Source organism: Cupriavidus lacunae, assembly GCF_003353055.1.
In the GTDB taxonomy this organism is placed as follows: domain Bacteria; phylum Pseudomonadota; class Gammaproteobacteria; order Burkholderiales; family Burkholderiaceae; genus Cupriavidus; species Cupriavidus lacunae.
Genome location: NZ_QKWJ01000017.1, coordinates 103,806 through 126,672, shown reverse-complemented (window position 1 = coordinate 126,672; position 22,867 = coordinate 103,806). Strand labels below are relative to the sequence as shown.

The following is a 22,867-nucleotide window of genomic DNA, read 5'->3' as shown; positions in this document are numbered from 1 at the left end:
CAGCCTGATCCACCGTCGAGACTTACTGCTACGTCGCCTTTAGGAAATTGGGGGGGAACAACATGCAACTGTGAAACTGAATCAAACCAATCTCGATTGACACTGAGAGTCATATCAGCTTGGAGGCCGTTTCAGGGCGGTCCTGGCTAGGCGTGCGGCCGCAGACAGTACAAGTAGTACGGCAAGGCTGCACAACGACGCCAGGGCCGTCCCGAAACGGCGTCCTAGGTGTCGTTGCGGTCGCGGAAGATGCGGATGACGTCGGGGTTGCGGCGCAGCCCGCGCATCACGTTTGCCAAGTGCAGGCGGTTCTGTACCTGGATGATGAACTGCATATAGGTGGCTTCCTGGTGGCCGGCGTCCTGCTGTTCCATGGCCACGTGCGCCACGTTGGCGTCGGCGGCGGTCAGGTCGGCGGCCACGCGCGCGACGATGCCCTTGACGTTACGCACCATCACCTTGATCGACACGTCGAAGGCGCGCGAGGTCTTCTTGGCCCACATCACTTCGATCCAGTGCTCCGGATCCTTGCTGTGCAGGCGCTTGGCCACCTTGCAGTCTTGCACGTGGATCTGCAGCCCTTCGCCCTTGCCCAGGTAGCCAACGATCGAATCGCCCGGGATCGGGCGGCAGCATGCCGAGAAGATTATCGACATGCCTTCGTCGCCGGTGATCGGCACCGCAGGGGCTTCTTCGCCGGCAAAGGTCTGCACCGCCGCCAGCAACGCGCTGTCGACATCGCCCGACAGCTCCTGCAGCAGGATCTCCATGCGCTTGGCCACCACTGCGGGCACGCGCCGGCCCAGCGCCAGGTCGGCGAAGATGTCTTCGCGATGCTTGTTGCCGGTCCACTGGATCATGCGGTCCCACACCGACTGCGGCACGGCCTTGAGCTCGATGCCGAGCTGGCGCGCCGACTGCTCCAGCAGGCGCTCGCCTAGCTGGATGGCTTCGTCGAGCTTGGTGGTCTTCAGGTAGTGGCGGATCGCCGCGCGCGCCTTGCCGGTGCGCACGAACGACAGCCATGCCGGATTGGGCTTGGAGTACGGCGCTGTCACCACCTCGACGATATCGCCGCTCTTGAGCTCGGTGCGCAGCGGCAGCAGCTCGTTGTTGATCTTGACCGCCACGCACTGGTTGCCCAGGTCGCTGTGCACGGCGTAGGCAAAGTCCAGCGCGGTGGCGCCGCGCGGCAGCGCGCGGATATGGCCCTTGGGCGTGAACACGTAGACCGCATCCGGGAACAGGTCGATCTTGACGTGTTCCAGGAACTCCTGCGAATCGCCGGTCTGGCTCTGGATATCCAGCAGCGACTGCAGCCACTGGTGCGCCTGCTGCTGGATATCGTTGGCGTGGTCGGCCTGGTGCTTGTACATCCAGTGCGCGGCCACGCCCGCCTCGGCGATCTGGTGCATGTCGCGGGTGCGGATCTGGAACTCCACCGGCGTGCCGAACGGGCCCACCAGCGTGGTGTGCAGCGACTGGTAGCCGTTGATCTTGGGAATCGCGATGTAGTCCTTGAACTTGCCCGGCATGGGCTTGTACAGGCCATGCAGCGCGCCCATCGCCATGTAGCAGTGCATCTGCGTTTCCACCACCACGCGAAAGCCGTACACGTCCAGCACCTGCGAGAACGACAGCTGCTTGTCGTGCATCTTGCGGTAGATGCTGTAGAGCGTTTTCTCGCGCCCGGACAGCTCGGCCACGATGCCGGCGTCGGCCAGCGCCTTCTGCGCGGCCTCCAGGATGCGCTTGACCACCTCGCGGCGGTTGCCGCGCGCGGCCTTGACGGCTTTCTCCAGGGTCGCGTAGCGGAACGGCGAGCCGACCTTGAAGGACAGCTCCTGCAGTTCGCGGTAGATCGTGTTGAGACCGAGACGGTGCGCGATCGGCGCATAGATCTCCATGGTCTCCAGCGCGATGCGGCGGCGCTTTTCCGGCGGCACGAAGTCGAGCGTGCGCATGTTGTGCGTACGGTCGGCCAGCTTCACCAGGATCACGCGCACGTCGCGCGCCATCGCCAGCAGCATCTTGCGGAAGCTCTCCGCCTGCGCCTGCTCGCGGCTCTGGAATTCGAGCTTGTCCAGCTTGGTCAGGCCATCGACCAGTTCGGAGACCTTGGGGCCGAATTTCTCGGCCAGCTCGCTCTTGGTGATGCCCTGGTCCTCCATCACGTCATGCAGCAGCGCCGCCATGATGGACTGCACATCCAGCTTCCAGTCCGCGCACAGTTCGGCCACCGCCACCGGATGGGTGATGTAGGGCTCGCCGCTCTGGCGGTACTGGCCCAGGTGGGCCTCGTCGGAAAACTGGAAGGCTTCGCGCACGCGCGCCAGGTCGGGCGCCTTCAGGTACGCGAGTTTCTCCATCAGCCGGGTGATGGAGATGACCTGCTGGCGCGGCGGCACCGCCGGCTGCGAGGTTGGCCCGAAGAAGTGCCGGTATGACTGCGCCAGCACAGCATCGATAAACAGGCTGTCAGCTGTCGGCGGCGCCACTTCCTGCACCGCGCTCAGTTCATCGTGCAGGGCCGTGCTCCTGGCCTTGCCCGGCGCCAGCGCGGGCGCGACGGCACGTTCGCCGACGACATCGTCGCCGAGCGGATCGGGAAGATTGGGAGCGCCGGTGCGCGCGTTCACGGAAGACTGGCCCGGAATGGTACGCTTACGCGCCGTGGGCGGAACCGCATCGCCAAGCACAGGCGCCACGGCAGTCGGCGACGGCTGGGAGGGAGGCTTGGAGTGCGAATGCGGCGAAGGCATGGCGGCGGCCCGTGGAATCCGGCTGGAGAGCCTGGAAGAGTGCTGGCACGATGCAAGGATGAGCCATGGGCCGCCTGGTCAATCAGGTCGGGACCTTTTTCAGCATCTCGATGCCGACCTGGCCCGACGCGATCTCGCGCAGTGCCACCACGGTCGGCTTGTCCTTCGCTTCGACCTTGGGCGTGTGGCCCTGCACCAGCTGGCGCGCACGGTACGTGGCGGCCAGCGCGAGCTCGAAACGATTCGGGATGTGTTTCAGACAATCTTCGACGGTAATACGCGCCATATCAAATCCACCTTGGGACAAAACCTTACATTGGATTGCTATTTTACAGCACGCGGCGGGAAACGCTGGCGGCGCCCCCCGCGGCTGTCATCTGCATGGCATCCGTTCAGTGGATGCCCAGCTCTATAAACAGCTCCGTATGCCGCGCCTTCTGCGAGGAAAACCGCAGCCGCGTGGCGCTGATCACGTTACGCAGCTGTTCCAGCGCATCGTCGAAGACCTCGTTGATGATGACGTAATCCGACTCCGAGGCGTGGGCCATTTCACTGCCCGCGGCCAGCAGCCGGCGCACGATCACATTGGGCTCGTCCTGGCCGCGCTTTTTCAGGCGCTCTTCCAGCGCGGTCAGCGACGGCGGCAGGATGAAGATCTCCATCGCGTTGGAAAAGCGCTGGTGCACCTGCTGCGCGCCCTGCCAGTCGATCTCCAGCAGCACGTCGTTGCCCTGCGCCATCTGCTGCTCGATCCATACGCGCGAGGTCGCGTAGTAGTTGCCGTGGACCTCGGCCCATTCCAGGAAGTCGCCGCGGTCGCGTGCGGCGCGGAACGCGTCGACCGTGACGAAGTGGTATTCGCGCCCGTCCTGCTCGCCCGGTCGCGGCGCGCGCGTGGTGTGCGAGATCGACAGGCGGATGGCCGGGTCCTGCGCCAGCAGCGCGTTGACCAGCGTCGACTTGCCGGCTCCCGATGGCGCTACGACCATGAAGAGGTTGCCGGGGTAGACGGTATCGATGGCCGTACGGGGAACGGCTTGAGACGTTTGGCTCATGATGATTCTTGTGACAGTCTTACTCTAGATTCTGGACCTGCTCGCGCATCTGCTCGATCAGCAGCTTGAGCTCCATCGAGGCATCGGCCAGTTCCTTGGCAGCCGCCTTGGAGCCCAGCGTGTTGGCCTCGCGGTTGAGCTCCTGCATCATGAAGTCCAGGCGCTTGCCGGCCTGGCCACCCTTTTTCAGGATATGGCGCGTTTCGTTCAGGTGTGCCTGCAGCCGCGACAGCTCTTCCGCGATGTCGATGCGGATGCCGTAGACGGTGGCTTCCTGGCGGATGCGCTCGGCGATCTCGTCGCGGCTCATCGACGGCATGCCGCTGGGCGCGGCCAGGTTGAAGGCCTCCTGCAGGCGCTCGGTCAGTTTTTCCTGGTGATGCGCGATCAGCTGCGGGATGGTCGGGGTCAGGCGCTCGACGATCGCCAGCATGGCGTCGATGCGCTCCACCAGCGTGGCCTTGAGCGCATCGCCCTCGCGGCGGCGCGCTTCCAGCAGTTGGTCCAGCGCCTCGCGGGCGGCGCCCAGCACGGCTTCGCGCAGGGCCTCCTGCGACAGTTCCGGCTCGACCAGCACGCCCGGCCAGCGCAGGATCTCGCCCATGCGCAGGGTGCCGGCGCCGGGGAAGGTGCCGGCGACGGTGGTTTCCAGCGCCCGGATCTGGGCCAGCAGGCCGTCGTTCAGCGCCAGGGTGGCGCCGCCGGCGTCGGTGCGCTGCAGGTTGATGCGGCATTCCAGCTTGCCGCGCGACAGCTCGGCCATCAGCATCTCGCGCAGCGCCGGCTCGAAGGCGCGGCACTCTTCCGGGGCCCGGAACAACAGGTCGAGGAAACGCGAATTGACAGTGCGGAACTCCACCGAAACGGACGCGCTGCGCCCGCTGGGCTCGCCTTGCGCGTTGGTCAATGGCGCCTGGCGCGTCGCCAGGCCATAGCCTGTCATGCTGTGGATCATTGGATGTTCTCGTGAATGGCGGCGGCCCCGGGCCGCTGGCGACCCGCAGACGCCCGCCTCGAGCGCCCCGCAACGGGATCCTGGGAACGCTCTCAATACGTTGAAAGGAGGGCAACAATGCCCGTATTTGTGTTCTTTACAAGTGACCGATTAGCCCGGACAATCCGGAGGCAAATCAGGTCCCTATTCCTATGACTGAGCCAAAGGGCACGACACAACCGAAGAGTGCACCGCTGCCCGTCGGCACGCTGTTGTCCAGCTATCGTATTGTAAAGAAGTTGGCCAGCGGGGGGTTCAGTTTCGTCTACCTGGCCACCGACGCAACCGGGGCGCCGGTTGCCATCAAGGAATACCTGCCGTCGTCGCTGGCGCTGCGCAACCCGGGCGAACTGATCCCCGTGGTGCCCGAGGAGAACGCCGCCGCGTTCCGGCTGGGCCTGAAATACTTCTTCGAAGAGGGCCGCTCGCTGGCCCGCATCTCCCATCCCAGCGTAGTCCGCGTGGTGAACTTCTTCCGCGAGAATTCCACCGTCTACATGGTGATGAACTACGAGCTGGGCAAGACGCTGCAGGAGCACGTGCTGGCGGCCCGGCAGCAGGGCCGCGCCAAAGTGCTGCGCGAGCATTTCATCCGCAAGGTCTTCCATGACCTGATGAGCGGGCTGCGCGAAGTGCATATCCACAAGCTGCTGCACCTGGACATCAAGCCCGGCAACATCTACCTGCGCGAGGACGAGTCGCCGATCCTGCTCGATTTCGGCGCCGCGCGGCAGACCCTGACCATGGAAGCGGCACGTTTCCAGCCGATGTACACCCCCGGCTTTGCCGCGCCCGAGCTCTACGGCAAGCATTCCGACCTGGGGCCGTGGACCGACATCTACAGCCTGGGCGCGACGCTCTACGCCTGCATGGCCGGCTTGCCGCCGCAGGAGGCCAACCAGCGCGAAAAGGACGACCGCATGGGCGAGGCGCTGGTGCGGCTGCGCAGCAGCTATACCAACGGCCTGGTCGACCTGGTCGAATGGTGCCTGCGGCTGACGCCCTCCGGACGGCCGCAGAGCGTTTTCCGGCTGCAGAAAGAGCTGCGCGAGCAGACCAACGCCCTGGGCGAACAGGCACTGGCGCCACAGACGCAAGCCCCGGTTCCGGCCCCGGCGCCGGCGGAACGGTCCGCGACGGCGTCACGCTTCCTGACCCTGCTGCGCCGGCGTGACGAACCCGCCCCCGGCACAAGCGTCGACTGAATCACCAAACCTGGCGCCCCGGTGGCGGCCAGTCCACTGAATTACCTGAAAGCCAAAGCCAACATGCGATTCTCTGTCTACCAGGAAAGCAGGAAAGGCGGCCGCCGCGTCAACCAGGACCGCATGGGCTATTGCTTCACGCGCGATGCACTGCTGATGGTGCTGGCCGACGGCCTCGGCGGCCACGCCCACGGCGAAGTCGCCGCGCAGCAGGCGCTGCAGACGCTGGCACGCCAGTTCCAGGTGCAGGCGCGGCCCACGATACGCAACCCGGCCGAGTTCCTGCAGGACACCATCATGCTGGCGCACCGCGAGATCCACCGCTATGCCGAAGCCAACCAGATGGCCGACGTGCCGCGCACCACGGTGGTCTGCTGCCTGGTGCAGCACGGCCAGATCTACTGGGCCCACGCCGGCGATTCGCGCTACTACCTGCTGCGCAAGGGCCAGCTGCTGACGCGCACGCGCGACCACTCCAAGATCGAGAACCTGCTGCAGCAGGAGCGCGTGCTGCCCATGCACGTGGCCAACCACCCCGAACGCAACAAGCTCTACAACTGCCTGGGCTCGCCCAACCTGCCGCTGATCGACCTGGGCGGGCCGGTGCGGCTGGAGCCCGGCGACGTGGCCCTGCTCTGCTCCGACGGCCTGTGGGGCGTGCTGGAAGAGCCGGTGCTGGTCGACAAGCTGTCGCGCCTGTCGGTGGTGCAGGCCGTGCCGGCGCTGATCGACCAGGCGCTGCAGAACGCCGGCGAAGGTGCCGACAACACCACCGGCATCGCCATGATGTGGGAGCTGGACAACACCGCCACGGGACAGGATTCGGTGCTGACCGACACCCTGCCGCTGAATGCCTTCACCACCTCCATCCTGGAGCGCACCGGCTCGGACAGCGACCTGCTGTCCGAGGAAGAGATCGAACGCTCGATCGCCGAGATCCGCGCCGCCATCGACAAGACCAGCAACCTGATGCGGTGATGCGCCGCCCCCGGCACCCGCCGGGGCGGCATTACAGCGCGCAGGGGCTGGCAGCGGTAGAATCGCGGTCTCTCCCCGATTCGGATAAACCACCTCATGCGACCCAGCGGCCGCGCAGCCGATGCGCTGCGTTCCATCAGCCTTACCCGCCACTACACCCGCCACGCCGAAGGCTCCGTCCTGTGTGCCTTTGGCGATACCAAGGTGCTCTGCACCGCCAGCGTGCTGGCCAAGGTGCCGCCGCACAAGAAGGGCAGCGGCGAAGGCTGGGTCACGGCCGAATACGGCATGCTGCCGCGCGCCACGCACACCCGCTCGGACCGCGAGGCCGCGCGCGGCAAGCAGACCGGCCGCACCCAGGAAATCCAGCGCCTGATCGGCCGCGCCATGCGTTCGGTGTTCGACCTGGCGGCGCTGGGCGAATACACCATCCATCTGGACTGCGACGTGCTGCAGGCCGACGGCGGCACCCGCACCGCAGCCATCACCGGCGCCTTTGTCGCCGCCCATGACGCGGTCGCGACCATGCTGCGCGACGGCCTGATCGCCGCCAGCCCGATCCGCGACCATGTCGCCGCGGTCTCGGTCGGCATGGTCGACGGCGTGCCGGTGCTTGACCTGGACTACGCCGAGGACAGCAATTGCGACACCGACATGAACGTGGTCATGACTGGCAGCGGCGGCTTTGTCGAAGTCCAGGGCACTGCCGAAGGCACTCCCTTCAGCCGCGCTGACCTGGACGCCATGACGCGCCTGGCCGAAGCCGGCATCGCCCGCCTGGTGCGGCACCAGCGCGAAGCGCTGGGCCTGGCCTGAGGAGCGGCAAGCGCGATGCAACGCCTGGTACTGGCCTCCAACAATCCCGGCAAGCTGCGCGAGTTCGGCGCGCTGCTGGCCCCGCTCGGCTTTGACCTGGTAACCCAGGGTGAACTGGGCATCCCTGAGGCCGAAGAGCCCTTTGCCACCTTCGTCGAGAACGCGCTGACCAAGGCCCGCCAGGCCAGCCGGCTGGCCGGGCTGCCCGCACTGGCGGACGATTCCGGCATCTGCGTGCAGGCGCTGGGCGGCGCGCCCGGCGTCTATTCCGCGCGCTATGCGCAGATGGCCGGGCAGGCCAAGTCGGATGCCGCCAACAATGCGCACCTGGTTTCGCAACTGGCCGGCAAGCTGAACCGCCACGCGCACTACTACTGCGTGCTGGTGTTCGTGCGCCATGCCGAAGACCCTTGCCCGATCATCGCCGAAGGCCTCTGGCACGGCGAAGTCGTCGACGCGCCGCGCGGCGCCGGCGGCTTTGGCTATGACCCGCATTTCCTGCTGCCGCGGCTCGGCAAGACCGCCGCCGAGCTGGCGCCCGAAGAGAAGAACACGGTCAGCCACCGCGCCCAGGCGCTGCGCGCGCTGGTGGCACGGCTGCAGGCCGAGGAATCCGCCACCCGATGATCCCGATCGTACCGGTCTCCGCGTCCGTGCCCGTGGACAGCAAGCAACTCTGGCTCAAGCCCGGGCAGATCAGCCTGCCCGGCTCACCGCCGCTGTCGCTGTACGTGCATATTCCGTGGTGCGTACGCAAGTGCCCGTATTGCGATTTCAACTCGCACGCCGCACCCGGCGCCGACAACCACGAGATCCCGGAAGACATCTACCTGGACGCACTGCGCGCGGACCTGGAGCAGTCGCTGCCGCTGGTATGGGGCCGGCCGGTGCACACGGTATTTATCGGCGGCGGCACGCCCAGCCTGCTGTCGGCGGCGGGGATGGACCGGCTGCTGTCGGATATCCGCGCGCTGCTCCCGCTGGACGCCGATGCCGAGATCACGATGGAGGCCAACCCCGGCACCTTCGAGGCCGACAAGTTCGCCAGCTACCGCGCCAGCGGCATCAACCGGCTGTCGATCGGCATCCAGAGCTTCAATGACCGCCACCTGCAGGCGCTGGGGCGCATCCATGGCGGTGCCGAAGCGCGCAAGGCCATCGATATCGCCCAGGCCAGCTTCGACAACATCAACCTGGACCTGATGTACGCCCTGCCCGGCCAGACGCTGCAGGAATGCCAGGCGGACGTGGAAGCCGCGCTGTCGTACGGCACCACGCACCTGTCGCTGTACCACCTGACGCTGGAGCCGAACACGCTGTTCGCGAAGTTCCCGCCGGCGCTGCCGGACGACGACAGCGCGTACGAGATGCAGGACTGGATCGAAGCGCGCACCGCCGAGGCGGGCTACCGGCACTACGAGACCTCGGCCTATGCAAGGCCGCATCGCGAGGCGCGCCACAACCTGAACTACTGGCGCTTCGGCGACTACCTCGGCATCGGCGCCGGCGCGCACGGCAAGCTGTCGTTCCCGCATCGGATACTGCGCCAGATGCGGCACAAGCATCCGGCCACCTATATGGAGCAGGCGCTGGCCGGCAATGCCGTGCAGGAAGCGCGCGACGTCGGCGCCGACGAACTGCCGTTCGAGTTCATGCTCAACGCGCTGCGCCTGACCGACGGCGTGCCGGCATCGAGCTTCCACGACTACACCGGGCTGCCGCTGCACACCATCAGCAAGCAGCTGGCCGAGGCGGAAAAGAAGGGGCTGCTGGAAGCGGACCTGGCCACCATCCGCCCGACCGAGCTGGGCCGGCGCTTTCTCAATGACCTGCAGGAAATGTTCCTGAAGGACTGACAATGCGATGGCCGGCCGCCGTGGGCAGGCCATCGGCCCAAATGAAAACGGCCATGCGCTGGCATGGCCGTCCTGGGTGACTACGCGGTCAGTACCTCAGTACGGCACCGCCATGTCGTTGGCAACGCGCGCCCGGGCCCCCACCTGCAGGCCGTTAAGGTTGGCCTGCTGAACGGTAGCCATGCGCCCGTCGTCCAGCCTGACGTTGACGCGGTAGGTAGTCTGCGAACTCGTGGTGGCACGCTTGTCGATCTGATTGCCTGCCACGGCACCCAACACTGCACCGCCAATGGTCGCAACGGTCTGGCCGCGGCCGCCACCAACCTGATGGCCCAGCAGGCCGCCGGCGGCACCGCCGATCAACGTACCCACCAGCCCGTTGCTGCTCTGCTGCTGCGACAGCGGCTCAATCGATTCCACGCGGCCAAAGTAGACGGCGCCCTGTGGCGCCTGCGAAACGTTCGGGTTCTGGTAGCCGGCATTGGGCGGCGGCGGGGCGCCGTAGCCACCATAGCCGTTGTTGTAGCCGCCGGGTGCCGCGCAACCCGTCAGGACAGCGGCGGTTGCCGCGGCAACGACACCGAGCCAGCGTTTGCGATTTTCTTGCATCAAATTCTCCTCTGTTGCTTGTCGAATACCAGGCAACGCATTATGCGATGCGCCCCCGGCACAACCCTAAGAGCCCGCCACCGTGCACAAGGTTCCATTGTGTCTGACAAACGCCGACAGGCCAACGCGCAGCAGGCGTCATGCAAACCCCTGTCACGCCCCTGTATAATGCCGGGCTTCGCTACGTAGAGCTTGCGCAGCGATCCGCGCTACAATGCGCATTCTCCAGGAAGCGTGGCCGAGTGGTTTAAGGCAGCAGTCTTGAAAACTGCCGATGGGGTGACCCATCCGTGAGTTCGAATCTCACCGCTTCCGCCAGACAAGCAAAAAGGCCCGCGCCGGTGACTGGTGCGGGCCTTTTTCATTTGCCTGGTTCGTGCAGGTCTTGCGTCAGCAGGCGATAGGCCTCGGCCTCTGAAATCCTGAGCCGGTACTTGCCGGCCAGCACGCGCGCCAGGCCATGCGCCGCGCCCGGCGGGCTGTGCCGCAGCTGCACACGGTAAGCCTCCACTTCATAGCGCAGGCGCCAGCGCCGGCTGGCCAGGTAGAACACGCCCATCAGGCCCCAGCTGCGCCAGAACTGGCGCACATGCACCTTCTCATGCTCGATCAGCGCGTCGCTGGCGCCGGGGCGCAGCAGGATCAGCGGACCGGGGGTGAAGCCGTCAAACCCGCGCGGGATCAGCCAGCGGGTTTCGACGACCAGGCACAGGGGCGAGCGGCAATAGCGGAGCATGCATCTAGCATAGCGCGCAAGCTGCTGCCCTGCTGCTGGCTCAGGCGGCTGCTCGCAGCGGCGCGGAAACAGAGGCGGCCAGCACCCCGGCCTGCCCACGCGAGCGGCCGGAGCTCAGGTACCCCGCGATCGATTCCTGCGTGACCTCGCCCAGGTAGGCCCCGTCCGCGCCCATCACCGGCAGCCAGCTGGTGTTGTGCTGGTACATGCGCGACAGCACGATGCGCAGATGCTCGTCGAAGGCCGCGGTGACGGCGAACGGGCGCATCACGTCGCGGCACTGGCCCTGGCCCGAACGCGCGTCGCGGCGCGTGACGTAGCCCAGCGCGACCTGGGCGTCGTCCACCACCGGCAGGTGGCGTACGTCGGCATCGTCCATCACGGCCAGCGCCTCGGCCAGCGGCATATCGGGGCGGCAGCTCGGCGGCATGGTGGCGGCGTCGCCGGCGCGCACCAGCAGCAGGCGCTTGAGCGTGTTGTCGTGGCCGACGAAGGCCTGCACGAACTCATCGGCAGGATGCGCCAGCAGCGCGTCGGGGTGGTCGAACTGCACCAGCTTGCCGCGACGGAACACCGCCACCTTGTCGGCCAGCTTGATGGCCTCGTCGATATCGTGCGAGACCATGATCACGGTCTTGCCGAGCTGGCGCTGCATCAGCAGGAATTCGTTCTGGATGCTCTCGCGGTTGATCGGGTCGACCGCGCCGAAGGGCTCGTCCATCAGCAGCAGCGGCGCATCGGCAGCCAGCGCGCGGATCACGCCGATGCGCTGCTGCTGGCCGCCGGACAGCTCGCGCGGATAGCGCGTCAGCAGCCGGTTGGGGTCGAGCTGCACCATCGCCATCAGTTCGCGCGCGCGCTCGCGGCTTTGCTTCTTGTCCCAGCCGAGCAGGCGCGGCACCACCATGATGTTTTCTTCGATGGTCATGTTGGGGAACAGGCCGATCTGCTGGATCACGTAGCCGATCTTGCGGCGCAGGGTCACGCCGTCCAGGCCACGCGTGTCCTCGCCCTCGATGCGCACCGTGCCCGAGGTCGGCTCGATCAGCCGGTTGATCATCTTCAGCGTGGTGGTCTTGCCGCAGCCAGAGGGGCCGAGGAAGACGCAGATCTCGCCGCGCGGCACCGTCAGCGACACGGCATCGACAGCGCGCGTTTCGGTACCGTCCTTCTGCGGGAAGGACTTGGTGAGTTGGTCGAGTTCGATCATAGCCGGATTCCCTTCGGCGTCAGCGCCCGCTGCAACCACTGCAGGAAGGCGTCCGCCACGATGGCGAGCAGGCTGACCAGGACCGCGCCCACGGCCAGCTTGCTCATGTTGCTCTGGCTGATCGCCTGCAGGATCAGCACCCCAAGGCCACCCGCGCCGATGATGGCGGCAATGGTGGCAACCCCGATATTCATCACCACGGCGGTACGCACCCCGCCAAGGATCACCGGCACCGCCAGCGGCAGGTCCACCAACCGCATGCGTTGCCAGGTGGTCATGCCGATGCCGCGCCCCGCTTCCTGGATGCCGGGATCGACATTGGCCAGCGCGGTGTAGGTGTTGCGCATGATCGGCAGCAGCGAGTACAGGAACACCGCCGTCACCGCGGGCACGTAGCCCAGCGCATGGTCGAAGCGCGCGAACACCGGGATCATCAGCCCGAACAGCGCGATCGACGGCAGCGTCAGCACGATCGTCGCCAGCGCCAGCAGCGGCGTGGCCAGCGCGCGGAAGCGCGTGATCACGATGCCCAGCGGCACCCCGATCAGGATCGCCAGCCCCACCGCCGAGCCCACCAGCGCCAGGTGCTGGCCGGTCATCTTCAGCAGCGTGGGCCAGCTGTGTTGCAGGTATGAGAACAAGTCCATGCAGCCCTCCTCAGATCAGTCCGTGGCCGCGCAGGAAATCCTCCGCCACCTTGTCCACCGGCTGCTGGCCGATGTCCACCTTGTAGTTCATCTCGGTCATGCTCTCGTTGTCGAGCGTGGCCGCGAGTGCGTTGAGCAGCTGCGCGAGTTCCGGATGCTGGTCCAGCGCCGCCTTGCGCACCACCGGCACCGCGTTGTACGGAGGGAAGAAGTGCTGGTCGTCTTCCAGCAGCACCAGGTCGAAGCCCTTGACGCGGCCGTCGGTCGCGTAGACCAGGCCCAGTTCCACCTGGTTGTTCTTCAGCGCCGTGTAGACCAGGCCCGGATCGAGCTGGATCACGTCGCGGCGCGTGAATGGCAGCTTGTACAGCGCCTTGAGCGGCTCCAGGCCATCCGGGCGCGCCGCGAATTCCATGTCGACGGCGAACGGGTGGCCGACGTCGGGGCCGGCTTTGCGCATCTGCTCGGCAAAGGCCGACAGCGTGGTCGCGCCGCTAGCCGCCGCGCGCTCCCTGGGCATGGCCAGCGCGTAGGTGTTGTTGATGCCCGAGGCATCCAGCCACACCAGCCCGCGCGCGCCGTCCATCTGCCTGACGCGCTCGTAGCTCTCTTTGGCGCCGAGTTTCTCCTCGACCTTGTTGAACACGATCAGCGCGGTGCCGGTGTAGTCCCACACCACGTCGAGCTGGTTGCTCTCCATCGCCTGGCGCATCAGCGTGCTGCCCAGGCCGGCGGTGAGCTCGGTGGTGAAGCCCTTGGCGCGCAGGTACTTCGAAGTCATCGACGACAGCAGCAGCTGCTCGGTGAAATTCTTGCCGCCCACGCGGATCGGCGTGTCCTCGGCATGTGCGTCAGGTGCAGTGGCCAGCGCCAGGCCCGCCGCAAAGGCGGTGACGGCCGCCACCACGATGGCGACGCGCCGGGCGCGGCGGCGGATGAATTGCATCGGGTCTTTCATATTGGCCCCCAGGGTCAGCGCGCCAGGCCGCGGCGGCGCAGGTACAGCTGGCCGGCGGCGGCAAAAAGCGCGTCCAGTGCCAGCGCCAGTAGTGCCGTGGCGGCAGCGCCCAGTAGCAGCAGCGGCTGGTTGTTCAGGTAGATGCCCGGGAAAATCAGCTCGCCCAGGCTGTTGGCGCCGATCAGGAACGACAGCGGCACCGTGCCCACATTGATCACCAGCGCGATGCGGATGCCGGCCAGCATCACCGGCAGCGCGTTGGGCAGTTCCACGCGCACCAGGCGCTGCACCGGCGTCATGCCGATGCCGCGCGCCGCTTCCAGCAGCGTGGGCGAGACATTGCGCAGGCCTTCATAGGTGTTGCGCACGATTGGCAGCAGCGAGGCCAGCCACAGCGCCAGGATGGCCGGCCGCTCGCCGATGCCGAGCACCGCCAGGGCCAGCGCCAGCACCGCCAGCGACGGCACGGTATTGCCCACGTTGAAGACCTGCATCAGGCGGTCGGCCCAGCGGCGCATGCACGGGCGGCTCAGCGCGATGCCGGCGGGAATGCCAGTGGCCAGCGCCAGCGCCATGGACAGCACCACCAGGCGCAGGTGGTCGGCCATGTCGTAGAGCAAACGCTCCTGGTACTGGCGAATCACATCGACGCCGATCCACGCCACCAGTGCGGCCAGCGCGGCAAGCGTCAGTCCTGCCCAGGCGAAGGCCCGTGCCGATTGCTTTGACATACTCTCCCCTTTTCCAAACCGAAAAGCGCGCAGCACGCCACTTTCCGACGATGGAAAACAATATGGGCTGGTACGTGCGGAGATGGAGACGCCACCAGGCCCGATTCAGATTGCATTGCCGCCATGACCGGCACGATTGCCGGCGGACGGTCTGTGGATTCCTCCACCGTGGGCGGGAAATCCGATTGACGGGATGCCGGGTTGGACGGCAGTCCCTGAAGCGGCGCAACCGGCAGCGCAAGCATGGTTGCGATCGGTTGGCCAGTGGCAGCGCAAGTATTGAAGTTTTCCGACGCGCCGCCGGTCTATCGGCCGTTGACTGACAAGGGCTGGCGAGGTTTTTCCCACGCCACATCTCGCATCAACGGATGGCAAAGAGAGCGCTATTATAGCGATCTTCATCGATCTTGTCATCTTCGCCATTTCTGGCGCCGATCTTGCGTGAATTCGGGGACATCTGACGGCATGTTCCCCAGGCACGAATCGCCATCCGAAACCAGCCGCGATCGTTCCGAAATCGCCATCATCAATACACAACTCGGTACGCCAGCGGAACAATCTGTTGCCCTGGGACCCTCTACTCTTTCCGCGCCAAACCACTAAATTGACGAGGTAGCTGAAACGACGGGAACCGCCCCGGCCATCGCCGCGCCGGACCCGCCTCACAGGAGAAAGACATGGACACCCGTACCACCCTCGCCACCGTTCCCGCCGCCGCCACTGAGACCGTGCAGCGGTCGCGCACCGTGGACCGCGTCGTGCGGGGCATCGCCACCTCGGACGGCGCCGGCGTCAAGCTGACCCGCGTGCTGACGCAGAGCCTGCAGCGCCGGCTGGACCCGTTCCTGATGCTCGATGCCTTCGGCACCGACAGCAAGGACGACTACATCGGCGGCTTCCCCGATCACCCGCACCGCGGCTTCGAGACCATCACCTACATGCTGGCCGGGCGCATGCGCCATCGCGACAGCGCCGGCAACGAGGGCCTGCTGCAGAACGGCGGCGCGCAGTGGATGGTGGCGGGCGCCGGCGTGATCCACTCGGAAATGCCCGAGCAGGAAGACGGCCGCATGGAAGGTTTCCAACTGTGGCTGAACCTGCCGGCCGCGGACAAGATGACCGCGCCGTGGTACCGCGACCTGCCTGCCGCCGAGATCCCGACGGTGGCGCTTGAAAACGGCGGCGCGGTGCGCGTGCTGGCGGGCGCCACGCACGGCGTAGCCGGCACGATCACGCGCCCGGTGACCGAGCCGGTCTACCTGGACGTGCACCTGCCGGCCGGCCAGACCTTTGCGCAGGCGCTGCCGGCCGGGCACAACGCGTTCATCTACGTGTACCGGGGCGAAGTCTCGGTCGGGAGCGGCGGCGACCGCGCCGTGGTCGAGGCCCAGCGCATGGGCGTGCTGGACAACGCCGGCCAGTCTGACGGCGTCATCGTCAAGGCCGAGGCCGACGCGCGCTTCCTGCTGATCGCCGGCCAGCCGCTGAACGAGCCGATCGCGCAGTACGGCCCGTTCGTGATGAACACGCAGGATCAGATCTACCAGACGCTGGCGGACTTCCGCGAGGGGCGCTTTGCCACCAGCGCCGCGGCCACCGGCGCCTGACCCCTGGCCGCTCGCTGCCGCAGTGCCAGTACCAGCCGCTGGCTCCATAAGGAGCCGGCGGCTTTTTTTTTCGTGCTGTGGTCGGCACGCGACTTGCAACCACCCCCAGACCGTTGCAGGGACTGGAAAGTCGCCGGATTCGGCCCGTCCGGCCCCCTGTCACTTATATAATTCATCACAAATATCGGGCATCACCAGACCATGATGAATGCTGCAATGCGTCGCGGCGATGCTGCGCCACGCACTGCCGCGCATCTGACTCATCCCACGTTGCTGCCACCACAACAACCCGAGCCGCCTCAGTGACATCACAACTCCCCCCCAGGCTGGCGCTGGCCCATATCAGCAAGCGCTACCCGGGCGTCGTCGCCAATGACGACGTCAGCCTCAGCGTCGCACCCGGCGAGATCCATGCCGTGCTGGGTGAAAACGGCGCAGGCAAGTCCACCCTGATGAAGATTATCTTTGGCGCGGTCCGTCCGGATGCCGGCGAGATGCACTTCAACGGGGCGCCGGTAACCATCAACAGCCCGCACGATGCCCGCAACCTGGGCATCGCCATGGTGTTCCAGCATTTCTCGCTGTTCGACACGCTGACCGTGACCGAGAACATCGCACTCGGCCTGCCCGCCGCACAGCAAGGCAACATGAAGCAGCTGGCCGAACGCATCCGCTCCACCGCCGAACGCTACGGCCTGCCGCTGGAGCCCAACCGTCATGTGCATACGCTCTCGGTCGGCGAGCGCCAGCGCGTGGAGATCGTGCGCGCGCTGCTGGCCGATCCGCAACTGCTGATCCTGGACGAGCCCACCTCGGTGCTGACACCGCAGGCGGTAGAAACACTCTTCGTCACGCTGCGCCAGCTGGCCGCCGAAGGCACCAGCATCCTCTACATCAGCCACAAGCTCGACGAGATCCGCGCGCTGTGCCATCACGCCACCGTGATGCGCATGGGCAAGGTCACCGGCGTGTGCGATCCGCGCCAGGAAACCGCGGCGTCGCTGTCGCGGCTGATGATCGGCGGCGAACCGCCGCGCGAAACACGCGTGGCAGCGGAACGCGGCCCGGTGCGGCTCAGCGTGCAGGACCTGTCGCTGCCGCGCGCGCATGCGTTCGCCACCGAGCTGAGCCGGATCTCGCTGGATGTCCACGCCGGCGAGATCGTCGGCATTGCCGGCGTATCCGGCAACGGGCAGCAGGAAATGCTGGCCGCGCTCTCGGGCGAGGACACGCGCGCGGACCATATGTCCGTGCAGCTGGGCGGCAAACCGGTCGGCCGCGCCGATGCGCGCCAGCGCCGCCGCGCGGGCCTGGCCTTCGTGCCGGAAGAACGCCTGGGCCGCGGCGCGGTGCCTGGCATGAGCCTGGCCACCAACGTTCTGTTATCGCATCAGACGCCGCCCTATGTGCGGCAAGGCATGATCTCGCCCAAGGCCGCCACCGGCCTGGCCGCGGCGGTGATCAACCGTTTCCGCGTCAAGGCCAGCGGGCCGGACGCGCTGGCGCGCAGCCTGTCGGGCGGCAACCTGCAGAAATTCATTGTCGGCCGCGAGATCGAGAGCGGCCCGAAGGTACTGATCGTGGCACAACCGACCTGGGGCGTGGACGTGGGCGCCGCGGCGCAGATCCACAACGAGATCCTGGCGCTGAAGGCCACCGGCTGCGCCATCCTGGTGGTGTCGGAAGAGCTCGACGAGCTGTTCGCGATCTGCGACCGGCTGCACGTGATCGCCAAGGGCCGGCTGTCGCCCTCGGTGCCGACCGAGACCGCCACGCGCGAGCAGGTCGGCCTGTGGATGAGCGGACTATGGGAAGGCGGACCTGCCCAGGCGCATGCCGGCGCGGAGGTGGCAAGCCATGGCTGAGTTGCGACACCTGCTGCCCCGCTCCCCCCTCTCCCTGGCGCCGCGCGGCCTGCCCTCGCGCGCCATGGCCTATGCCTCGCCGGTGATCGCGCTGGCGCTGACGCTCTTGTTCGGCGCGCTGCTGTTCCTGGTGCTCGGCAAGGACCCCGTGGCCGCGCTCAAGGTCTTCCTGGCCGATCCGCTGCGCGACAAGCGCGCCATTGGCGAGGTGCTGCTCAAGACCGTGCCGCTGGCGCTGTGCGCGCTCGGCCTGTCGGTTTGCTATCGCGCCAACGTGTGGAACATTGGCGCCGACGGACAGCTGATTGCCGGCGGCATCTTCGCGGGCGCCACTGTGCTGGTTTTCGATGTGCCGGGCCAGGCCGTGAACGGCACCGTGGTGCTGGTGCTGGCCTCGCTGGCCGGCATGATCGGCGGCATGCTGTGGGCCTCGCTCACGGCGGTGCTCAAGGACAGGTTCAACGCCAACGAGATCCTGGTCTCGCTGATGCTCACCTATATCGCGCAGCAGCTGCTGCTGTGGGTGGTCAACGGGCCGCTGAAGGATCCCAACGGCATGAACTTCCCGCAATCGAAGGTATTCTCGTCCGAGTACCTGCTGCCCAACCTGATGTCGGGCTCGCGCCTGCATGCCGGCTTTGTGGTGATGCTGGTGCTGGTGGCGGTGATGACCGTGTTCGTGTTCCGCAGCTTTGCCGGCTACCGCCTGCAGGTCGGCGGCACCGCGCCGGCGGCGGCGCGCTACGCCGGCTTCTCGGCGCGCAGCGCGCTGTGGAACGCGCTGCTGATCTCGGGCGCCACCGCGGGCCTGGCGGGCGCGTTCGAAGTCACCGGCCCGATCGGCCAGCTGCTGCCGTCGATCTCGCCGGGCTATGGCTTCACCGCCATCATCGTCGCCTTCGTGGGGCGCCTGCATCCGGTCGGCACCGTCTTCGGCGGCATCATGATGTCGCTGTTCTATATCGGCGGCGAGATGGCGCAGTCGCGGCTGGGCCTGCCGTCAGCCATTGGCTGGGTGTTCCAGGGCATGCTGCTGTTTTTCCTGCTGGCCTGCGACACCCTGATCGAAAACCGCCTGCGCTGGCGTGCCACGGCAGCCTGAGCGGAGCAAAAGAACAATATGGAACAACTTGCTCCCCTCATTGCCACTGCCATCAATGCCGGCACGCCGCTGCTGCTGGCCGCGCTGGGCCTGCTGATCAACGAGCGCTCCGGCGTGCTCAACCTGGGCGCCGAAGGCATGATGCTGGTCGCCGCGGTGGCCGGCTTCATGGTCGGCTACCAGACCCAGTCGCCGCTGCTCGGCTTTGCCGCCGGCGCGCTCGCCGGCATGCTGATGGCCACGCTGTTCTCGTGGCTGGCGCTGGTGCTGGCCACCAACCAGGTCGCCACCGGCCTGGCGCTGTCGATCTTCGGCACCGGCCTGTCGGCCTTCATGGGCCAGCGCTTTGTCGGCTTTGCCATGCCGGCGCAGGCCAAGGCCGTGCCCGGCCTGGCCGACCTGCCCTTCGTCGGCCCGGCCTTCTTCCAGCATCACTGGATGGTGTATTTCAGCCTGCTGCTGTGCTTTGCCATCATGTGGTTCCTGTTCCGCACGCGCGCGGGGCTGACGCTGCGCGCGATTGGTGAATCGCCGGAGTCGGCGCACGCGCTGGGCTACCCGGTGCGCACCATCCGCTTTGCCGCGCTGCTGTTCGGCGGCGCTTGCTGCGGGCTGGCGGGCGCCTACCTGTCGCTGGTGTACACGCCGATGTGGGTCGAGAACCTGGTCGCCGGGCGCGGCTGGATTGCGCTGGCGCTGACCACCTTTGCCACCTGGCGTCCGGGCCGCGTGCTGGTGGGCGCGTGGCTGTTCGGCGGCGTGACCATCCTGCAGTTCTACCTGCAGGGCATTGGCGTATCGGTGCCGTCGCAGTTCCTGTCGATGCTGCCTTACGCGGCCACCATCGTGGTGCTGGCGCTGATCTCGCGCAACCCGGCCTGGATTCGCCTGAACATGCCGGCATCGCTGGGCAAGCCGTTCCGCCCGGGCAATGCCTGATCGTTTTTCTGACGGAAATCCCTGAGCTACCAACAATTCACACAAGGAGAAATCATGATCGTCACGCGCAGGAAGACCCTGGCGGCACTCGCCGCCACCGCCGTGCTGGCCCTGGCCGGCTGCGGCAAGAAGGAAGCCGAGAAGCCTGCCGAGACGGCGGCCCCGGCCGCCGCGCCCGCTGCCGAGCAGAAGGCCGAACCGCTCAAGGTCGCCTTCGTCTACATCGGGCCGGTGGGCGACGCCGGCTGGACCTACGCGCACGATGCCGGCCGCAAGGCCGTGGAAGCGAAGTTCGGCGACAAGGTCAAGACCACCTTCGTCGAGAACGTGCCCGAATCCGCCGCCGATGCCGAGCGCGTGTTCCGCGACCTGGCCAGCCAGGGCAACAAGCTGATCTTCGGCACCACCTTCGGCTACATGGAGTCGATGCTCAAGGTCGCCAAGGAATTCCCGGACGTGAAGTTCGAGCACGCCACCGGCTTCAAGACCGCCGAGAACCTGGCCCAGTACGACGTGCGCACCTATGAAGGCGCGTACCTGGCTGGCGTGGTGGCGGGCAAGATGAGCAAGACCGGCAAGATGGGCGTGGTGGCATCGGTGCCCATTCCCGAGGTGATCCGCAATATCGACTCGTTCACGCTGGGCGCGCGCAGCGTCAACCCCAAGGCCACCGTGAAGGTGGTGTGGGTCAACAAGTGGTTCGATCCGGGCAAGGAGCGTGAAGCCGCCACCACCCTGATCGGCCAGGGCGTGGACATGCTGATGCAGAACACCGACTCCGCCGCCGTGGTGCAGACCGCGCAGGAGAAGGGTGTGTACGCCTTCGGCTGGGACAGCAATATGAGCAAGTTCGGCGAGAAGGCCCACCTGGCCGCCTCGGAAATCTCGTGGGGCGTCTACTACAACAAGGTGGTCGAAGACGTGCTGAACAAGCAGTGGAAGAACAACACCACGTGGTGGGGCCTGAAGGAAGGCATGATCGACCTGAAGGACTTCAACCCCGTCGTGCCTGAAGACGCGAAGAAGCTGGTCGAAGAGCGCCGCAAGGGCGTGATCGACGGCACCGCGCCGATCTGGAAGGGTCCGATCAAGGACAACACCGGCAAGGAACAGCTCGCCAAGGACCAGGTTGCCGACGATGGCTTCCTGCATGGCATCAAGTTCTACGTCGAAGGCGTGGAAGGGAAGATCCCGGGCTGATCGCCACGCAGCCAGCCGCGCGCCATGGCCGGTGCGCGGCGCCCGTCCCCGCCACGCGCGGGGGCGGAATCGCCACAATCCCCCGCCCTGCCGCCCGTTCCGGGCACCCTCCCCGCACCGCATCCACCTTGCGGAACTTGAAGCCGCCGATAACTGCCCAACCTATCTGTGCATGCGCCAGTCACCGGCGCCCGCAATGTGAAGGAGGCCTCTCATGTGGAAGCGATTTTCGGCCCTGTTGACGCTGGTGCGCCGCGACGGCGGCCTGTTCTGGTACGCCCTGCGCCATCCGGATGCGCCGCCGTGGCTGAAGCCGGCCGCCCTCGGGCTGCTGCTCTATGCGATTTCGCCGATCGACCTGATTCCCGACTTCATCGCCGGCCTTGGCATCGTGGATGACGTCGTCCTGATTCCGCTGGTCGTGCACCTGATCCTCAAGCGCCTGCCGCCCCATATCCTGCGCCAGGCCGAAGCGCGGGCCACGGCCACCACGGTCAGGCCGCACTGATCCCGCCGGTTAGAAAACACAAAGCCCCCGTGGCAGCCACGCTGCCCCGGGGGCTTTGCATTGCAGCGCAGCGCTAGCCGCGTCAGTCCGGCAGCAGGACGGTCGAGCCGGTGGTCTTGCGCGACTCCAGGTCGCGGTGCGCCTGCGCCACCTCCGACAGCGCATAGCGCTGGCGGATGTCGATCTTCACCTTGCCGGTGGCCACGGCGTCGAACAGGTCGGCCACCATCGGCTCCAGCAGTTCGCGGTGCACCACGTAGGTCATCAGCGTCGGCCGCGTCAGGCGCAGCGACCCCTTGCTGCCCAGCACCGACAGATCGAACGGCGGCACCGGGCCCGAAGCATTGCCGAAGCTGACCATGGTGCCGCGCGGCGCCAGGCAGTCGAGCGAGCCCTCGAAAGTGTCCTTGCCGATCGAGTCATAGACCGCCGCCACACCCTTGCCGTTGGTGATTTCCTTGACGCGGTCAAGGAACGACTCACGCGTGTAGACGATGGTGTGGGCGCAGCCGTTGGCGCGCGCCAGCTCGGCCTTCTCGTCGCTGCCGACAGTGCCGATCACAGTCACGCCCAGCGCCTTGAGCCACTGGCTGGCAATCAGGCCAACGCCGCCCGCGGCCGCATGCAGCAGCACCGTGTCGCCCGGCTGCGCCTTGTAGCTGTCGCGGATCAGGTACTGCGCGGTCAGGCCCTGCAGCATCATCGCCGCAGCGGTGTCGAACGGGATCGCGTCGGGCAGGCGCACCACGATATCGGCCGGCATCACCCGCACCTGCGCATAGGCGCCGTTGGGGCGGCCGGCGTAGGCGACGCGGTCCCCCACGGCGACGTGGCGCACGCCCTCGCCCACCGCTTCGACCACGCCCGCGCCTTCCATGCCCAGCCCGCCCGGCAGCGGCTGCTTGTACAGCCCGGTGCGGAAATAGACATCGATGTAGTTCAGGCCCACCGCCTCATGGCGCACGCGCACTTCGCCGGGGCCGGGATCACCCACTTCGACATCGACCCACTGCATGACTTCGGGACCGCCGGTCTGCTCGATCCGGATGGCTTTGCTCATTTGTGTCGCTCCTCGTTATGGTGCTGCAT

The 22,867-nt window shown here is 66.7% G+C and carries 22 protein-coding genes and 1 tRNA gene; 12 read left to right on the top strand and 11 right to left on the bottom strand.

Annotated elements, in window-relative coordinates; all coding sequences use genetic code 11:
- Positions 1–224: 224 nt before the first annotated feature.
- The 4 genes from DN412_RS16150 to DN412_RS16135 all read right to left on the bottom strand — a co-directional run bounded on the left by DN412_RS16150 (position 225) and on the right by DN412_RS16135 (position 4,772).
- Entirely contained in the window at positions 225–2,639 is a 2,415-nt protein-coding gene (locus tag DN412_RS16150) for a RelA/SpoT family protein (protein WP_115212547.1), read from the bottom strand.
- A gap of 205 nt (positions 2,640–2,844) precedes the next feature.
- Complete coding sequence (rpoZ, locus tag DN412_RS16145; RefSeq protein WP_006578656.1) at positions 2,845–3,048, bottom strand: DNA-directed RNA polymerase subunit omega; 204 nt, start codon at positions 3,046–3,048, stop codon at positions 2,845–2,847.
- A gap of 106 nt (positions 3,049–3,154) precedes the next feature.
- A complete protein-coding gene (gmk, locus tag DN412_RS16140; protein WP_078195649.1) occupies positions 3,155–3,817 on the bottom strand; it encodes a guanylate kinase in 663 nt (220 codons plus the stop codon).
- 19 nt (positions 3,818–3,836) lie between these two features.
- Complete coding sequence (locus tag DN412_RS16135; RefSeq protein WP_078195648.1) at positions 3,837–4,772, bottom strand: YicC/YloC family endoribonuclease; 936 nt, start codon at positions 4,770–4,772, stop codon at positions 3,837–3,839.
- A 191-nt stretch (positions 4,773–4,963) separates the two neighbouring features.
- On the opposite strand from DN412_RS16135, the gene DN412_RS16130 reads away from it, so the two are divergent.
- From DN412_RS16130 to hemW, 5 genes are all read left to right on the top strand, one after another.
- Entirely contained in the window at positions 4,964–6,016 is a 1,053-nt protein-coding gene (locus tag DN412_RS16130; RefSeq protein WP_115212536.1) for a serine/threonine protein kinase, read from the top strand.
- 63 nt (positions 6,017–6,079) lie between these two features.
- Positions 6,080–6,994: a PP2C family protein-serine/threonine phosphatase gene (locus tag DN412_RS16125; RefSeq protein ID WP_115212546.1), complete on the top strand. Its 915-nt coding sequence runs from the start codon at positions 6,080–6,082 to the stop codon at positions 6,992–6,994.
- 96 nt (positions 6,995–7,090) lie between these two features.
- Complete coding sequence (rph, locus tag DN412_RS16120; RefSeq protein ID WP_115212535.1) at positions 7,091–7,810, top strand: ribonuclease PH; 720 nt, start codon at positions 7,091–7,093, stop codon at positions 7,808–7,810.
- Positions 7,811–7,825: 15 nt separating this feature from the next.
- Complete coding sequence (rdgB, locus tag DN412_RS16115; RefSeq protein WP_115212534.1) at positions 7,826–8,437, top strand: RdgB/HAM1 family non-canonical purine NTP pyrophosphatase; 612 nt, start codon at positions 7,826–7,828, stop codon at positions 8,435–8,437.
- A complete protein-coding gene (gene hemW, locus DN412_RS16110; RefSeq protein ID WP_115212533.1) occupies positions 8,434–9,666 on the top strand; it encodes a radical SAM family heme chaperone HemW in 1,233 nt (410 codons plus the stop codon). The genes rdgB and hemW overlap by 4 nt, the downstream gene beginning before the upstream one ends.
- Positions 9,667–9,762: 96 nt before the next feature.
- Here the strand turns inward: hemW and DN412_RS16105 are convergent, their stop codons facing one another.
- Positions 9,763–10,275 carry an outer membrane lipoprotein gene (locus tag DN412_RS16105; protein WP_078195643.1) on the bottom strand — a complete coding sequence of 171 codons (513 nt, stop codon included), beginning with the start codon at positions 10,273–10,275 and terminating at the stop codon, positions 9,763–9,765.
- Between the two features lie 228 nt (positions 10,276–10,503).
- On the opposite strand from DN412_RS16105, the gene DN412_RS16100 reads away from it, so the two are divergent.
- Positions 10,504–10,593 (top strand) — tRNA-Ser (locus DN412_RS16100).
- Positions 10,594–10,636: 43 nt separating this feature from the next.
- On the opposite strand, the gene DN412_RS16095 is transcribed toward DN412_RS16100, so the two are convergent.
- Genes DN412_RS16095 through DN412_RS16075 form a run of 5 tightly spaced genes read right to left on the bottom strand, consistent with a single transcriptional unit; the run spans position 10,637 to position 14,557 of the window.
- Complete coding sequence (locus DN412_RS16095) at positions 10,637–11,011, bottom strand: hypothetical protein (RefSeq protein WP_115212532.1); 375 nt, start codon at positions 11,009–11,011, stop codon at positions 10,637–10,639.
- 40 nt (positions 11,012–11,051) lie between these two features.
- Positions 11,052–12,221 (bottom strand): osmoprotectant ABC transporter ATP-binding protein OsmV, encoded by a 1,170-nt coding sequence (locus tag DN412_RS16090; protein WP_115212531.1) that lies wholly within the window; start codon positions 12,219–12,221, stop codon positions 11,052–11,054.
- A complete protein-coding gene (locus tag DN412_RS16085) occupies positions 12,218–12,868 on the bottom strand; it encodes an ABC transporter permease (protein ID WP_115212530.1) in 651 nt (216 codons plus the stop codon). Before DN412_RS16085 ends, DN412_RS16090 begins: the two co-directional genes overlap by 4 nt.
- A 10-nt stretch (positions 12,869–12,878) precedes the next feature.
- Positions 12,879–13,814, bottom strand: a complete 936-nt coding sequence (locus DN412_RS16080) for a glycine betaine ABC transporter substrate-binding protein (protein WP_115212529.1) — start codon at positions 13,812–13,814, stop codon at positions 12,879–12,881.
- A gap of 26 nt (positions 13,815–13,840) precedes the next feature.
- Positions 13,841–14,557, bottom strand: a complete 717-nt coding sequence (locus DN412_RS16075) for an ABC transporter permease (RefSeq protein WP_115212528.1) — start codon at positions 14,555–14,557, stop codon at positions 13,841–13,843.
- Between the two features lie 677 nt (positions 14,558–15,234).
- Between DN412_RS16075 and DN412_RS16070 the strand changes: the two genes are divergently transcribed.
- The 6 genes from DN412_RS16070 (at position 15,235) to DN412_RS16045 (ending at position 21,778) form a co-directional block, all read left to right on the top strand.
- Positions 15,235–16,164, top strand: coding sequence for a pirin family protein (locus DN412_RS16070; protein WP_115212527.1), 930 nt, complete (start codon positions 15,235–15,237; stop codon positions 16,162–16,164).
- Between the two features lie 302 nt (positions 16,165–16,466).
- Positions 16,467–18,029: an ABC transporter ATP-binding protein gene (locus DN412_RS16065; RefSeq protein ID WP_115212526.1), complete on the top strand. Its 1,563-nt coding sequence runs from the start codon at positions 16,467–16,469 to the stop codon at positions 18,027–18,029.
- A complete protein-coding gene (locus tag DN412_RS16060) occupies positions 18,022–19,131 on the top strand; it encodes an ABC transporter permease (protein WP_115212525.1) in 1,110 nt (369 codons plus the stop codon). Before DN412_RS16065 ends, DN412_RS16060 begins: the two co-directional genes overlap by 8 nt.
- A gap of 18 nt (positions 19,132–19,149) precedes the next feature.
- Positions 19,150–20,070: an ABC transporter permease gene (locus tag DN412_RS16055; RefSeq protein ID WP_115212524.1), complete on the top strand. Its 921-nt coding sequence runs from the start codon at positions 19,150–19,152 to the stop codon at positions 20,068–20,070.
- A gap of 54 nt (positions 20,071–20,124) precedes the next feature.
- The gene (locus tag DN412_RS16050) at positions 20,125–21,270 is read left to right on the top strand and encodes a BMP family ABC transporter substrate-binding protein (RefSeq protein ID WP_115212523.1); all 1,146 of its coding nucleotides are present in this window, start codon (positions 20,125–20,127) and stop codon (positions 21,268–21,270) included.
- Between the two features lie 214 nt (positions 21,271–21,484).
- Complete coding sequence (locus tag DN412_RS16045) at positions 21,485–21,778, top strand: YkvA family protein (RefSeq protein WP_115212522.1); 294 nt, start codon at positions 21,485–21,487, stop codon at positions 21,776–21,778.
- An 82-nt stretch (positions 21,779–21,860) separates the two neighbouring features.
- Here the strand turns inward: DN412_RS16045 and DN412_RS16040 are convergent, their stop codons facing one another.
- Entirely contained in the window at positions 21,861–22,838 is a 978-nt protein-coding gene (locus tag DN412_RS16040) for a quinone oxidoreductase family protein (RefSeq protein ID WP_115212521.1), read from the bottom strand.
- Positions 22,839–22,867 lie beyond the last annotated feature (29 nt).